Source organism: Streptomyces sp. NPDC048297 (assembly GCF_043201585.1).
Classification (GTDB): domain Bacteria; phylum Actinomycetota; class Actinomycetes; order Streptomycetales; family Streptomycetaceae; genus Streptomyces.
On the sequence record NZ_JBICZA010000025.1, the window covers coordinates 88,872 to 103,803 of the forward strand.

The following is a 14,932-nucleotide window of genomic DNA, read 5'->3' on the forward strand; positions in this document are numbered from 1 at the left end:
TCACCTCCAAAGGTCCCAGGGATGCGGGGGGTTTCGGGCTATGGGGGATGTGACTTCACTACCCAGTACAGCGGACTTACGCGCGTGCCGGCAGGTTCATACCCACTCAGCGGTAGTGATCATAACTATCCGTGCTCGCGCACAGCTCGGCGCACGGCCGCACAAGGGGGCGCATGGCCAATATGGTCAGGGTATGACGACCGAGGCTGACTCCTTCCCCCGCCGGCACGCCCGGACCCAGCGGTTCACGCTCGGCGCGCCGCGTGCGTTCACCATCGCGCCGGACGGTTCGCGCGTCGCGTTTCTCCGCTCGGGTTCCGGTACCGACCGGGCCAACTCCCTCTGGATCCTGGACCCGCAGGACGGAGCGGAGCGTCTCGCGGCCGACCCCGGCGCCCTCCTCCACGGTGCCTCCGAGCAGTTGTCCGCCGAGGAGCGGGCGCGCCGGGAGCGCAGCCGGGAAGGGGGCGCCGGTATCGTCGGCTACGCCACCGACACGGCCGTGGAGTTGGCTTCTTTCGCCTTGTCAGGGCGGCTTTTCACGGCCGAGCTGCGGGCGGGGACGGCACGTGAACTCCGGGTCCCGGGACCGGTGATCGACCCGCGTCCCGCGCCGGACGGACGGCACATCGCGTACGTCGCCCAGGGCGCGCTGCGGGTCGTGGGCGCGGAGGGCGAGGGCGACCGGGCGCTGCTGGAGCCGGAGGAGGAGCAGGTCGGCTACGGTCTCGCGGAGTTCGTCGCCGCCGAGGAGATGGGGCGTTCGCGGGGGTTCTGGTGGTCCCCGGACTCGGACCGGCTGCTGGTGGCGCGGGTGGACGACACGCCGGTGCAGCGGTGGTGGATCTCCGACCCGGCCCGCCCCGAGCGTGAGCCACACCACGTGGCGTACCCGGCGGTGGGGACACCCAACGCGGACGTCCGGCTGTTCGTGGCGGGCCTCGACGGGACGCGCACGGAGGTCCTGTGGGACCGGACGCGCTATCCGTATCTGGCACGTGTGCACTGGTCAGCGGCGGGTGCGCCGCTGTTGCTCGTACAGGCCCGGGACCAGCGCAGCCAGCTGTTCCTGGCCGTGGACCCGGACACCGGGACGACCCGGATGGTGCACGCCGACGAAGATCCAACATGGCTGGAACTTTTCCCCGGAGTACCGTGCTGGAGCCCGTCCGGTCAGCTCGTCCGGGTCGCCGACGAGGGCGGCGCACGCGTACTGGCGGTGGGTGAACGCCCGTTGACCGGACCCCAGTTGCACATCCGCTCCGTGCTGGACGTGTCGGCGGACGACGTACTGGTCACGGCCTCGGCCGGAGAGGCGGCCGAGGCACCGGAGACGGGCGAGATCCATGTCTACCGGGTCAACGAACTCGGCCTGGAGCGCGTGTCGCAGGAGCGCGGCGTGCACGCGGCGGTGCGGTCCGGGAACGTGACCGTGCTGGTGTCCGCGACGCTGGACAGCCCGGGAGCGCATGTCCAGGTGCTGCGTGACGGGAAACGGACGGCGACTGTCACGTCGTACGCCGAACATCCCGGTATGTCCCCACGGGTGACCCTCACCGAGGGGGGCGCACGCCGAATTCCGTGCGCCGTGCTTATGCCACAGGACTACCACGGCGACACTCCCCTGCCGGTTTTGCTGGACCCCTACGGCGGTCCGCACGGCCAGCGGGTGGTCGCCGCGCACAACGCCCACCTCACCTCCCAGTGGTTCGCCGACCAGGGCTTCGCGGTGATCGTCGCCGACGGCCGGGGCACCCCGGGCCGCTCCCCCGAGTGGGAGAAGTCGATCCGGGACGACAAGGCGGACATCGTCGTCCAGGACCAGGTGGACGCGCTGCACGCCCTCGCCGAGCGGTTCCCGTTGGACCTGGACCGGGTCGCCGTGCGGGGCTGGTCCTTCGGCGGCTATCTGGCGGCGCTCGCGGTGCTGCGCCGCCCGGACGTCTTCCACGCGGCCGTGGTCGGCGCCCCGGTCACCGACTTGCGCCTCTATGACACCCACTATGAGGAGCGCTACTCGGGACTCCTGGACGAACAGCCGGAGGTCTACCGGCGCAACTCGGTGATCGACGACGCCGGTCTGGTCGACCCGGCCGAACAGCACCGGCCGATGATGATCATTCACGGCCTCGCGGACGACAACGTCGTCGTCGCCCACTCCCTGCGGCTGTCCTCGGCCCTGCTGGCCGCCGGCCGCCCGCACGAGGTGCTGCCGCTGTCCGGGGTGACCCACATGACCCCGCAGGAGGAGGTCGCCGAGAACCTGCTGCGCCTCCAGCTGGACTTCCTTCGGCGTTCGCTGGGACAGCGCGGCTGACCTCGTCCGGCACACGGCCAACCGCTGTGAAGTGCGTTAACGCACAGGCAACTTCACGGAAGCGGTCACGATATACGGACACGCGAGCCTGAATGTCGTACGGCCGTGCGGGTGCCGTTGTACGGGCCGGGATGCCACGCCATCCCGGCCCGTCGCCGTCATCCCAGCCCGTCGTCCGAGTCCGTCATCCCGGCCCGCCTTCCCGCCCGTCGACGACCTGTTTCTCCTCCGCGAACAGACAGGCCGAGTCGTGCGCCGCCGGACCGGAGCGCACGAGGTCCGCCGGGACTGCCAGCGGCGGGATCCGCACGGCGCACTCCTCCTGGGCCTTCCAGCAGCGGGTACGGAAACGGCAGCCGGACGGGATGTGGGTCGGGGACGGCACGTCGCCGGTGAGGATGATCCGCTCGCGGTGCTCCCGGGCGTCGGGGTCGGGCACCGGGACGGCCGACAACAGGGCCTGGGTATAAGGGTGCGTGGGGTGCTCGTAGATCTCCTCGTCCGTGCCGGTCTCCACGATCCGGCCGAGGTACATGACCCCGACCCGGTCCGAGATGTGCCGGACGATGGACAGGTCGTGCGCGATGAAGACGTACGACAGCTCGAACTCCGCCTGGAGCCGGTCCAGCAGGTTGATCACCTGGGCCTGCACCGACACGTCCAGGGCGGAGACCGGCTCGTCCGCGACGATGATCTCGGGGCGCAGCGCCAGCCCCCGCGCGATGCCGATGCGCTGGCGCTGGCCGCCGGAGAACTGGTGGGGGTAGCGGTTGATGTACTCCGGGTTGAGGCCGACCACGTCCAGCAGCTCCTGGACCCGGCGGCGCCGGTCGCCCTTCGGGGCCACCTCGGGGTGGATGTCGTACGGCTCCCCGATGATGTCGCCCACGGTCATACGGGGGTTGAGGGAGGTGTACGGGTCCTGGAAGACCATCTGGATGTTGCGGCGCACGGCCTTCAGGGCGCGGCCCGACAGCCGGGTCAGCTCCTCGCCCTTGAACGTGATCGAGCCGGCCGTCGGGCGTTCCAGACTGCACAGCAGCCGCGCCACCGTCGACTTGCCGCACCCCGACTCGCCGACGATGCCCAGGGTCTCCCCCTTGGCGAGGGTGAAGTCGACGCCGTCGACCGCCTTCACCGCGCCCACCTGCTTCTTGAACAGGATGCCCTGGGTGAGCGGGTAGTGCTTGACGAGGCCGCTGACCTCCAGGATCGGCTCAGCCACGGAGGCACTCCCGCCAGAAGTGGCAGGCACTGCCCCGCTCCTGGGACGCCCCCGACACGCCCGACGCCTCCGACACCCCGGACACCTCGTACAGCGGGGGCACCTCCGTGCGGCACACGTCCTGGGCCATCGGGCAGCGCGGATGGAAGGCGCAGCCGGGCGGGATGTCCATGAGGTTCGGCGGCAGGCCCTTGATGGCGTACAGCTCGTGTCCCTTCTGGTCCAGGCGCGGGATGGAGTCGAGCAGGCCGCGCGTGTACGGGTGCGCGGGCGCCTTGTAGATGTCGTGCACGGGCGCGGACTCGACGATCCGGCCCGCGTACATCACCGCGATCCGGTCGGCGACGTCCGCGACGACGCCGAGGTCGTGGGTGATGAGGATGAGCCCCATGTGGAACTCGCGCTGCAACTCCGCGAGCAGGTCCATGACTTGGGCTTGGACCGTGACGTCGAGGGCGGTGGTGGGCTCGTCGGCGATGATGAGGTCCGGCTCCAGCGAGAGCGCCATCGCGATCATGATGCGCTGGCGCATGCCGCCGGAGAACTGGTGGGGGTAGTCGCGCACCCTCTGCCCGGCACCCGGGATCCGCACCCGGTCCATCAGCTCGACCGCCCGGACCCGCGCGTCCTTCCTCGACATCCCCCGGTGCACGACGAACATCTCGCCGAGCTGGTCGCCGACCGACATCACGGGGTTGAGCGCGGACAGGGCGTCCTGGAAGATCATCGCCATCCCTGCGCCCCGGATCCTCCGCCGCTCCTCCTCCTTCATCGCCAGCAGGTCCCGCCCCTGGAACAGGATCTCCCCACCCGTGATCCGCCCCGGCGGCATGTCGAGGATCCCCATCACCGCCTGCGCGGTCACCGACTTCCCCGACCCCGACTCCCCGAGCACCGCCAGCGTCTCCCCCTCGTCGACGCCGTACGACACCCCGTTGACCGCCTTCGCGATCCCGTCCCGCGTCCGGAACTCCACGTGCAGGTCACGTACTTCGAGCAACATCGCACCCTCACCTCAGTTTCGGATCGAGGGCGTCGCGCACCGCGTCGCCGAGCATGATGAAGGCCAGGACGGTGAGGGCGAGGGCGCCGGAGGGCCACAGGAGGGCGTGGGGGGCGTTGCGGATGTAGGGGGAGGCGGCGGAGATGTCGATGCCCCAGGAGACGCTGGGCGGTTTCAGGCCGACGCCGAGGTAGGACAAGGTCGCCTCCAGCGCGATGTAGGTGCCGAGCGCGATGGTCGCCACGACGATCACGGGGGCCACGGCGTTGGGGGCGATGTGCCGTAGCAGGATGCGGGAGTTGGAGGCGCCGAGGGCGCGGGCGGCCTGGACGTAGTCGTTCTGCTTGGCGGTGATGACCGCGCCGCGGGCGATGCGGGAGATCTGCGGCCAGCCGAGCAGCACCATGAATCCGATGACCGGCCAGACCGTGTTGCTCGTCACGACGGAGAGGAGGACGAGACCGCCGAGGACGACGGGGATGGCGAAGAAGATGTCGGTGATCCGGGACAGGACCGAGTCCCAGACGCCCCCGAAGAAGCCCGCCAGACCGCCGAGCACCGACCCGAGGACCGCGACCCCGAGGGTGGCGCACACACCCACCGTGACGGACGCGCGGGCGCCGTACACGGTCCGTGTGTAGACGTCGCAGCCCTGCCCGTCGAACCCGAACGGATGGCCCGGCTGGGACCCCTCCTGGGACTTGGCGAGGTCGCACGTGAGGGGGCTGCCGGAGGTGATCGACGAGGGCCACACGGCGATGAGGAGCAGGAAGAGGATCACCAGCGCGGAGGCGAGGAAGACGGGGTTGCGCCGCAGGTCCCGCCACGCGTCGGACCACAGCGAGCGCGGTTTGGCCTGGGGTCCGGTGCCCCGCGGACCGCCCGGGGTCCTCTCCAGGGTGCTCGCCTCGCTCGCCGCGAGGTCCATCGCGCCGCCCATGCCGGTGCCGGCGATGGCGCCGTCGGACTCGTAGGACTCGTAGGGCTGTTCAGGCATACCGGATCCTGGGGTCGAGTACGGCGTACAGCAGGTCCACGAGCAGGTTGGCGACCAGGAAGACCAGCACGAGCACGGTCACGAAGCCGACGACGGTCTGGGTGTTCTGCCGCAGGATGCCCTGGTAGAGCTGGTAGCCGACGCCGTGGATGTTGAAGATCCGCTCGGTGACGATCGCGCCGCCCATCAGCGCCCCGATGTCCGTGCCGATGAAGGTGACCACCGGGATCAGCGAGTTGCGCAGCAGGTGCCGGACGACGACCCGGCGCCGGGGCAGGCCCTTGGCGACGGCCGTACGGACGTAGTCGGACCGCTTGTTCTCCGCGATGGACGTCCGCGTGAGCCGGGTGACGTAGGCGAGCGAGACGGACGCGAGGACCAGTCCGGGCACGATCAGCTCGTCGAAGGTGCCGTAGCGCACGGACGGGCTGATCCAGTTCCACTTGATCCCGAGCAGCAGTTGGAGCAGCAGACCGGTGACGAACGTCGGTACGGAGATCACGACGAGGGTGAGCAGCAGGACGCCCGTGTCGACGGGCGTGCCGCGCCGCAGGCCGGTGATCACGCCGAGGGTGATCCCGACGACGATCTCGAAGAGGATCGCCACGATCGTCAGCCGGATGGTGACGGGGAACGCGGCGGCCATCAGCTCGGTGACCTTCTGCCCGTTGAACGCCGTACCGAAGTCGCCGGTGAAGACGTTCCCCATGTAGGTGGCGTACTGCTGCCACAGCGGCTTGTCCAAGCCGAACTCGCGCCTCAGCTGGGCGGCCGTCGCCGGGTCGCACGCCCGCTCCCCGCACAGGCCCGCGACGGGGTCGCCCATCACGTTCACCATGAGGAAGATCAGCAGGGTGGCCCCGAAGAACACCGGGATCATCTGGATCAGCCGCCGGACGACGTAGCGCCCCATGGCGGGTCAGCTGACCTTGATCTCGTTGTACACGGGGACGCTGAACGGGTTGAGCCGCACGTCGGACAACCGGTCGGAGTAGCCCGCGCTGCCGTTCTGGTACCAGAGCGGGATGGCCGCCATGTTGTCCCGTACGACTCCCTCGGCCTTCTGGAAGCCGGCGACGGACTTGGCGCGGTCCGTCTCGGCGTTGGCCTGGTCGACGAGCCTGTCGAAGTCCTTGTTGGACCACTTGCCGTCGTTGGAGGAGGCGTTCGTGTAGTAGAGCGGCTGCAGGAAGTTCTGGATCAGCGGGTAGTCCATCTGCCAGCCGGCGCGGAACGGGCCGCTCATCTTGTGCTGCCCGATCTGGTTGCGGAAGTCCGCGAAGGTGCCGACCGGGTTGCCGACGCAGGCCTTGTCGTTGCCGAGCGCGTTGTTCACGGAGTTGCACACGGCGTCGATCCACTGCTTGTGGGAGCCCGTGTCCGCGTTGTACGTGATCTTGACCTGGCCGCCGGGGAGCCCGCCGCCCTCCTTGATCAGCCGCTTGGCCTCGGTGGGGTTGTAGTCGCAGGCGGTGCCGCACAGGCCGCCCTGGAAGCCGCCGCCGGGGCCGAGCACCGGTGAGGTCCAGTCGGTGGCCGGGGTGCGGGTCTGCTGGAAGATCGTGTCGGTGATCTGCTTGCGGTTGATCGCCATGGACAGACCGGTGCGGACCTTCTGCGAGCCCGGCTGGTTCCACCGCGCGTCGTAGTACGGGAAGGCGAGGGTCTGGATGATGCCGGCCGGGGTGTTGATGTAGCGGCTGCCGAGGTCGCCCTTGACGTTCTTCAGCTGGGCGGCGGGGATGTCGTCGGCGAGGTCGAGGTTGCCGGCCAGCAGGTCGGTGTAGGCGGTGTTGCTGTCCGTGTAGACGCGGAGCGTGACGCCGCCGTTGCGCGCCTTGTCGGTGCCGGGGTAGGCGTCCCACTTCTTCAGGGCCATCTGGGAGCCCTTGGTGTACGACTCGATCGTGTAGGGCCCGTTGCCGACCGGCTTCTTCAGCCAGGCCGCGTGGCCGGTGAAGAAGGCCCGGGGCAGCGGGGCGAAGGCGGCGTAGCCGAGGGTGTCCGGGAAGCTGGAGAACTTCTGGTTGAGCCTGACGGTGAAGGTGTGGTCGTCGACGACCTTCAGGCCGGACAGAGTGGTGGCGCTCTGGGTGCCGCTGTCGGGGTGGACCTTGTCGTAGCCCTGGATGTACCCGAAGAAGTACGCGTTCTTCTGGTTGTTCTTCAGGCTCGCCCCGTAGTTCCAGGCGTCCACGAAGGAGCGGGCGGTCACCTTCTCGCCGTTGGAGAAGGTCCAGCCGCTCTTGACCTTGACCGTGAAGTTCTGCGAGTCGGGCGTGTCGATGCTCTGGGCGAGCATGTTCGTGGCCTTGCCGGTCTGGGGGTCGTACTTCTTCAGTCCCCGGAAGACCATGTCGAGGACCTTGCCGCCCTGGACCTCGTTGGTGTTGGCCGGCTCCAGCGGGTTCTGCGGGTCGCCCCAGGAGGCGCTGAGCACCGAGGTCCCGCCCCCGCCGCCGCCCGCCCCGTTGCCTCCGCAACCGGTCGCGGCGAGCGCCACCGCCAGCGTGCCGGCGGCCCATAGGGCGGGCGTGCGAGCGGCCCACTGGGCGCGCGCGTGGGCGTACGTGCGTACGGGCGTGCGGGCGGGCGTGCGGGCAGGCGTGACTCCACGCATGCGTGCCTCCTCGTGATCACACCGTCATTACCGGTCACTATCGGCTTATATGGCGTATTTCACATGCGGGCCTCCGACCGCCACGCGATGACCGCCCGATCGCCGCCCGATCGATGACCCTTTGGGGTGACACGTCACCCGAACACCGGCACCCCTCTTGACGCCTCGACGATCTTGCGCGTGGTGCGCAATGGACCCCCGCTCAACGTTGCCGAAACGTTGGAATCCGATGCCTCGATGTACGCATTTCGACACTCCGCCGTCCGCATATCGAACGGGTCGCCTGAATAATCCCATTGGTCCGATGTGAAGCACGGATTGATTACGGCGCGCTACCCGCGTAGCTACGAATGAACCAAAGGAAGGTCAAGAAGGTAAAGAGCACACCAAGGCGCACCAGATTTTATTGACCGTGAATGAATTGCGTTGAAAAAGTCCGGCTAGCCCGTAGGGGAGCGCCCTGCGGAGTCATCAGACCCTCCCTTGGGCCAGGAGCACCATGACCCCCCCAACTCCATCTGCGGCTGCCCCGCTTGAGGTGACCGACGAAACCGTTGAGAAGACGAGTGCGCCGGTGAACTCGAAGGGCAGCGAGAGCCGCTCTCCGGGCCGGCTCGCCTGGACGCGCTTCAAGCGCGACCGGACGGGCGTCATATCCGCCTGCATCGTGGCCTTCTTCTTCGTCGTCGGGATCGCGGCACCCCTGATCTCGAAGCTCTATGGCAAGGACCCGTACACCACGTACGCGAGCCAGGACCCGAGCCTGCTCGACGCCTTCGCCTACCCGGCGGGCCCCAACGGCGGAATGAGTTCGCAGTTCTGGTTCGGCGTCGAGCCGCAGCTGGGCCGGGACGTCTTCACGTTCCTGCTGTACTCCATCCGCAACTCGCTCGGCATCGCCATCGCCGTCACCGTCCTCACGGTGGTGTTCGGTGTCGTGATCGGTGTCACCGCGGGCTACCTGGGCGGCAAGACCGACTACCTCGTCGGCCGGGTCATCGACATCCTGCTGTCGTTCCCGTCCACGCTGTTCTTCATCGCCTTCATGCCGGTCGCCTACGGCCTCTTCGTCGCCGACGACGACAACATCCCGACCTCCCTGCGCGCCACCGCCCTGATCGTGGTCCTCACCTTCTTCGGCTGGGCGACCATCGCGCGTCTGCTGCGCGGCCAGGTGCTGGCCCTGCGCGAGCGGGAGTTCGTCGAGGCCGCGAAGGTGACGGGCGCGTCCCCGATGCGCATCGTGTTCAAGGAACTGCTGCCCAACCTGTGGACGCCGATCATCATCCAGTCCACCCTGCTGCTCCCGGCCATGGTGACCACGGAGGCCGGTCTCGCCTTCCTCGGCGTCGGCATGATCGACCCGACTCCGGACTGGGGCGTCATGATCGCCCGCGGTGCCCAGTTCTACACGCAGGACATCACCTTCCTGCTCTTCCCCGGCCTCGCGATGGTGATCTTCGTCCTCGCCTTCAACCTGCTCGGTGACTCGGTCCGCGACGCGCTCGACCCGAAGTCCAAGCGGTAATCCACGTCACGTCCCACTTCGGCCGGGTCGACGATGACCGGCTGCTCCCGTCTGTTCCGTTCGACCTCTAGGCAGGCTCAGCATGTCCTTTTCCCGTAGAAACTTCCTGATCGCCACCGGTGTGGCGGCGGCCTCCACCACCGTGCTGAGCGCCTGCGGCAACGGAAGCGGCAACAGCTCCAAGAGCCAGGTCCCCTCGGTCAAGGGCGCCAAGACCGCCAAGATCGAGGTCGGCACCAAGGCCGACTCGGCCGGTCCGGCCCCCGAGGTCCCGGGTGCCGTCAAGGGCGGGACGATCTACTCGCTCGACCAGTTCGACATGGACCACCTGGACCCCGCCCAGATCTACTCCTCGACCGAGGCCGCCATCACGGTCCCGATCCTGCGCGGTCTGACCGGCTACAAGATCGACGACAAGGGCGGCGCCATCCTCGTCGGCGACCTGGCGACCGACGCCGGCACCACGAAGGACGGCGGCAAGACCTGGTCCTTCACGCTGAAGGACGGCCTGAAGTGGGAGGACGGCTCCGACGTCACGGTGGAGGACGTCCGCCACACCTTCGAGCGCGGCTTCGCCGACTTCATCACCGAGGGCCCGACCTACACCAAGGGCTGGCTGGCCGGCGGCAAGAACTACAAGGGCCCCTACGGCGGCAAGCACCTCGACTCCATCGAGATCTCGGGCAAGACCGTCACCTTCCGCCTGACCGAGCCGCGCGGTGACTTCAACTTCACGCTGGCGATGCGTGGTTACGCCATCGTGCCGAAGAAGCACGACACCAAGGAGAAGTACGACAAGCGCCCCATGTCGTGCGGCCCGTACAAGATCGACAGCCGCCAGATCGGCAAGTCGATGACCTACGTGCGCAACGAGCACTGGGACCCGAAGACGGACTCGATCCGCAACGCCTACCCGGACAAGTTCGTCTTCCAGTTCGGCTTCCAGAACCTGGCGTCCACCGACCGCTTCATCGCGGACAAGGGCAACGACCAGTACACGATGTCGATCTTCAACGAGGTCGCGCCCGAGCGTGTCGCCGAGGTCCTGCCCGACGCCAAGCTGAAGCAGCGCGTCCTCGTCGCGGTCGACACGGCCACCTACTACTGGCCGATCAACACCACCCGGATCAAGGACGTCAAGGTCCGCCAGGCCATCAACTACGCCTGGCCCGTCCAGCAGCTCCAGACCATCCGCGGCGGCAAGGCCACCAGCGAGATCGCGACCACGGTCTTCAGCCCGGTCACGCCCGGCTACCACCCGTTCGACCTGTACGGCAAGACCCAGAAGCCGGGCGGCGACCCCGTCAAGGCCAAGGCCCTGCTGAAGGAGGCCGGCAAGGTCGGCCAGAAGCTGGTCATCGCCTACCAGCAGAGCGACAACTCCGTGAAGCAGGCCGTCGCCATCAAGAACGCGATGGAGGCCGCGGGCTTCCAGGTCGTCAACAAGCAGGTGGACAAGTCCACCTTCTACACGCAGATCAGCAAGCTCGACAACGAGTTCGACATGTTCGCGGCGGGCTGGAGCCCGGACTGGCCGGGCGGCTACTCGGAGTTCTACCTGACCTGGGAAGGCGGCCAGATCCACGACGGCGGCCAGAACTGGGCACAGCTGAACGACACGAGCGTCAACAAGGCGATCGCCGCCGCGTCGAAGATCACGGACGTGGAGCAGGCCAACAAGGCCTGGGGCGAGGTCGACCGTCAGATCATGCAGCTGGCGGCCTGCGTCCCGGACTACAACCCCATCCGCAACTGGATGCACGGCTCCAAGGTCGGCCACGTGATCTACGACAGCGCCAACACCTGCATCGCGCTCTGCAAGCTGTACGCCAAGAAGTAAGCACGCGACACCCCGCGGGGGCGGCCACGACCCGGCCGCCCCTCCGGCCCACCCCCCTATCCCGGCGACGGCGCCCCGTCCGGAAAGTCACGCCCCATGTTCCGCTTCCTTGTCCGCCGAACCCTCGGCGCGCTGGTCATCCTCCTGATCATCAGCGCCGTCACCTTCTGGCTCTTCTACGCCATCCCGCGTGACCCCGCCATCATGTCCTGCGGCAAGAACTGCACCAAGCCCGTCCTGGAGCAGGTGCGGCACAACCTGGGCATCGACCATCCGGTACCCGTCCAGTACTGGTACTGGGTCAAGGGCATCTTCGTCGGACGCGACTACGCCGGCTTCGGCCACTGCGACGCGCCGTGCCTCGGCTACTCCTTCGCCAACCGCGAGCCCGTCCTCTCCACGATCCAGGACCGGCTTCCGCTGACCCTCTCGCTCGCCTTCGGTTCGGCGGCCGTCTTCCTCGTCTTCGGTGTCGGCACCGGCATGCTCGCCGCCGTCAAGCAGGGCAAGTGGCAGGACAAGGTGGCCAGCTCCGCCTCGCTGCTCGCCTCCTCGATGCAGATCTACTTCGTCGGCTACATCGCGATGTACTTCCTGGTCTCGAAGCTCGGCATCCTCGACAACCCGTCGTACACGCCGCTGACCGACGACCCGATGGCCTGGGCCTCCGGCCTGCTGCTGCCCTGGCTGGTGCTGGCCCTGATCTGGACCGCCAACTACACCCGTATGACGCGTTCACAGCTGGTGGAGACGCTCAGCGAGGACTACGTCCGCACGGCACGGGCCAAGGGCCTGTCCCGCAGCAACGTCTTCTTCCGGTTCGCCTGGCGCGGCGCGATGGGCCCGATCGTCACCATCTTCGGCATCGACCTCGCCACGCTCGTCGGCGGCGCGATCATCACGGAGCAGGTCTTCAGCCTCCAGGGTGTCGGCCAGCTCGCGGTGCGCTCCGTGGAACAGAGCGACCTGCCCATGGTGCTCGGCGTCACCCTGCTGTCCGCCGGCGCGATCGTCGTCTTCAACATCGTCGTCGACGCCGTCTACGCCCTCATCGACCCGCGGATCCGGCTCGCCTGACCTCCGCCCCGCCGTCCTCCTTCCCACCGCCCCACCCCGGCGACCCTCGCATCACCCCCCCCAGGAGCGTCCCCGTGACGAGCATCGATCAGCAGCCGTTCCTCTCCATCAAGGACCTGAAGGTCCACTTCTCCACCGAGGACGGCATCGTCAAGGCCGTCGACGGACTCAGCTTCGACCTGGCCAAGGGCAAGACGCTCGGCATCGTCGGTGAGTCGGGCTCGGGCAAGTCCGTCACCAACCTGACGATCCTCGGCCTCCACGACCGCGCCCGCACCTCCATCGAGGGCGAGATCCTGCTCGACGGCAAGGATCTGCTCACCGCCTCCGAGAAGGAACTGGAGCGGCTGCGCGGCAACAAGATGTCGATGATCTTCCAGGACGCGCTGGCCTCGCTGTCGCCGTACCACACCATCGGCACCCAGATCGGCGAGGTGTACCGCAAGCACACCGGCGCCTCCAAGAGCCAGGCTCGGGCGCGCGCGATCGAGATGCTGCGGCGGGTGGGGATCCCGCAGCCGGAGAGCCGGGTGGACAGCTACCCGCACGAGTTCTCCGGCGGTATGCGCCAGCGCGCGATGATCGCCATGGCGCTGGTGTGCGACCCCGAGCTGCTGATCGCGGACGAGCCGACGACGGCGCTCGACGTGACGGTCCAGGCCCAGATCATGGACCTGCTCAAGGACCTCCAGCAGGAGTTCGGCACGGCCATCGTCTTCATCACCCACGACCTCGGTGTCATCGCGGACATCGCGGACGACGTGCTGGTGATGTACGGCGGCCGGTGCGTGGAGCGCGGCGCCAAGAGGCAGGTGCTCAGCGCCCCGGAGCACCCCTACACGCTGGGGCTGCTGGGCTCCATGCCGAGCCTGCACGGGTCGGTGGACGTCCCGCTGACGCCGATCCCCGGCTCGCCGCCCTCGCTGCTCAACCCGCCCACCGGCTGCCGCTTCCACCCGCGCTGCCCCTTCACCGAGAAGGTCGCGGACGGACTGTGCTCCCGTGAGCGCCCGCCGCTGACGGTGGTCGACGGCCGCGGCTCCGCCTGCCACCTGACCCCGGAGCAGAAGCGGGAACTCTTCCACGACGTCGCCGGCTCACGGCACAACTGACGGACACGAGACGGGATTTCACGATCATGAGCAACACGAGCCCCCTCCTGGACGTCTCCGGGCTGACCAAGCACTTCCCGATCAAGGGCGGTTTCCCGGTCCGGCGGACCGTCGGCGCCGTCCAGGCCGTGGACGGCCTCGACTTCCAGGTCGGCGAGGGCGAGAGCCTCGGCCTGGTCGGCGAGTCCGGCTGCGGCAAGTCGACCACGGGCCGGCTGATCACCCGGCTGCTGGAGCCGACCGCCGGCAGGATCACCTACCGCGGGCAGGACATCACCCACGCGGGCCGCAGGCAGCTGGCGCCGGTGCGCTCCGAGATCCAGATGATCTTCCAGGACCCCTACGCGTCGCTGAACCCGCGCCAGACGGTCGGCAAGATCATCTCCGGTCCGATGGAGATCAACGGCATCGACCCGGCGGGTGGCCGCGAGAACCGCGTCCGCGAACTCCTGGAGATCGTCGGCCTGAACCCCGAGCACTTCAACCGCTTCCCGCACGAGTTCTCCGGCGGCCAGCGCCAGCGCATCGGCGTGGCCCGCGCGCTCGCGCTGGAGCCCAAGCTGATCGTGGCCGACGAGCCGGTCTCCGCGCTCGACGTCTCGATCCAGGCCCAGGTCGTCAACCTGCTCCAGAAGGTGCAGAAGGAACTCGGCATCGCGTTCGTCTTCATCGCCCACGACCTCGCGATCGTGCGGCACTTCTCGCAGCGCGTCGCGGTGATGTACCTGGGCAAGATCGTCGAGATCGCCGACCGCGACGATCTGTACAACAACCCGCGCCACCCCTACACGCGGGCCCTGCTGTCCGCCGTGCCCGAGGCCACGGTGGACGAGGCGCCGCGCGAGCGGATCCGGCTGACCGGTGACGTGCCCTCCCCGATCAACCCGCCGTCCGGCTGCCGTTTCCGCACGCGCTGCTGGAAGGCGACGGAGAAGTGCGCCACGGAGGCCCCGCCGCTGGTCCAGGCCGAGGGCAACAAGCCTGGCCACCTGACCGCCTGCCACTATCCTGAGACGGCGGAGACCATCGCGGTCACCGGTCTGTCCATGGCCCCCGAGACGGCTGTCTGACACACCCCTTTTCCGTCAGCTGCCGCCTCGCGGAACGGACTCTCACAGGCCCATTGACCCGAGCCCTTGAACGTCCGCTCCAGGGAAAGAAGGCCCGCACCTCCCCAGGTGCGGGCCTTTTCTCGCAGTCGCCGGACTATGTC

At 68.4% G+C, this 14,932-nt stretch carries 11 protein-coding genes; 6 read left to right on the forward strand and 5 right to left on the reverse strand.

Annotated elements, in window-relative coordinates:
• Positions 1–193: 193 nt before the first annotated feature.
• Complete coding sequence (locus ACGFYV_RS25575) at positions 194–2,317, forward strand: prolyl oligopeptidase family serine peptidase (RefSeq protein WP_393880782.1); 2,124 nt, start codon at positions 194–196, stop codon at positions 2,315–2,317.
• A gap of 184 nt (positions 2,318–2,501) precedes the next feature.
• Here the strand turns inward: ACGFYV_RS25575 and ACGFYV_RS25580 are convergent, their stop codons facing one another.
• Genes ACGFYV_RS25580 through ACGFYV_RS25600 form a run of 5 tightly spaced genes read right to left on the reverse strand, consistent with a single transcriptional unit; the run spans position 2,502 to position 8,162 of the window.
• The gene (locus ACGFYV_RS25580) at positions 2,502–3,542 is read right to left on the reverse strand and encodes an ABC transporter ATP-binding protein (protein WP_393880783.1); all 1,041 of its coding nucleotides are present in this window, start codon (positions 3,540–3,542) and stop codon (positions 2,502–2,504) included.
• The gene (locus ACGFYV_RS25585; RefSeq protein WP_393880784.1) at positions 3,535–4,545 is read right to left on the reverse strand and encodes an ABC transporter ATP-binding protein; all 1,011 of its coding nucleotides are present in this window, start codon (positions 4,543–4,545) and stop codon (positions 3,535–3,537) included. Before ACGFYV_RS25585 ends, ACGFYV_RS25580 begins: the two co-directional genes overlap by 8 nt.
• Before the next feature lie 7 nt (positions 4,546–4,552).
• On the reverse strand, positions 4,553–5,542 hold the full coding sequence (locus ACGFYV_RS25590) for an ABC transporter permease (RefSeq protein WP_393880785.1): 990 nt from the start codon (positions 5,540–5,542) through the stop codon (positions 4,553–4,555).
• The gene (locus tag ACGFYV_RS25595) at positions 5,535–6,455 is read right to left on the reverse strand and encodes an ABC transporter permease (RefSeq protein ID WP_393880786.1); all 921 of its coding nucleotides are present in this window, start codon (positions 6,453–6,455) and stop codon (positions 5,535–5,537) included. Before ACGFYV_RS25595 ends, ACGFYV_RS25590 begins: the two co-directional genes overlap by 8 nt.
• Before the next feature lie 6 nt (positions 6,456–6,461).
• Positions 6,462–8,162 carry an ABC transporter substrate-binding protein gene (locus tag ACGFYV_RS25600; RefSeq protein WP_393880787.1) on the reverse strand — a complete coding sequence of 567 codons (1,701 nt, stop codon included), beginning with the start codon at positions 8,160–8,162 and terminating at the stop codon, positions 6,462–6,464.
• A 499-nt stretch (positions 8,163–8,661) separates the two neighbouring features.
• On the opposite strand from ACGFYV_RS25600, the gene ACGFYV_RS25605 reads away from it, so the two are divergent.
• From ACGFYV_RS25605 to ACGFYV_RS25625, 5 genes are all read left to right on the forward strand, one after another.
• Positions 8,662–9,690 carry an ABC transporter permease gene (locus ACGFYV_RS25605; RefSeq protein ID WP_393880788.1) on the forward strand — a complete coding sequence of 343 codons (1,029 nt, stop codon included), beginning with the start codon at positions 8,662–8,664 and terminating at the stop codon, positions 9,688–9,690.
• Between the two features lie 82 nt (positions 9,691–9,772).
• Positions 9,773–11,530 (forward strand): ABC transporter substrate-binding protein, encoded by a 1,758-nt coding sequence (locus tag ACGFYV_RS25610; RefSeq protein WP_393880789.1) that lies wholly within the window; start codon positions 9,773–9,775, stop codon positions 11,528–11,530.
• Positions 11,531–11,626: 96 nt separating this feature from the next.
• Positions 11,627–12,607: an ABC transporter permease gene (locus ACGFYV_RS25615; protein ID WP_393880790.1), complete on the forward strand. Its 981-nt coding sequence runs from the start codon at positions 11,627–11,629 to the stop codon at positions 12,605–12,607.
• A 74-nt stretch (positions 12,608–12,681) separates the two neighbouring features.
• Entirely contained in the window at positions 12,682–13,719 is a 1,038-nt protein-coding gene (locus ACGFYV_RS25620) for an ABC transporter ATP-binding protein (RefSeq protein ID WP_393880791.1), read from the forward strand.
• Between the two features lie 26 nt (positions 13,720–13,745).
• A complete protein-coding gene (locus tag ACGFYV_RS25625; RefSeq protein ID WP_393880792.1) occupies positions 13,746–14,789 on the forward strand; it encodes an ABC transporter ATP-binding protein in 1,044 nt (347 codons plus the stop codon).
• Positions 14,790–14,932: the final 143 nt, after the last annotated feature.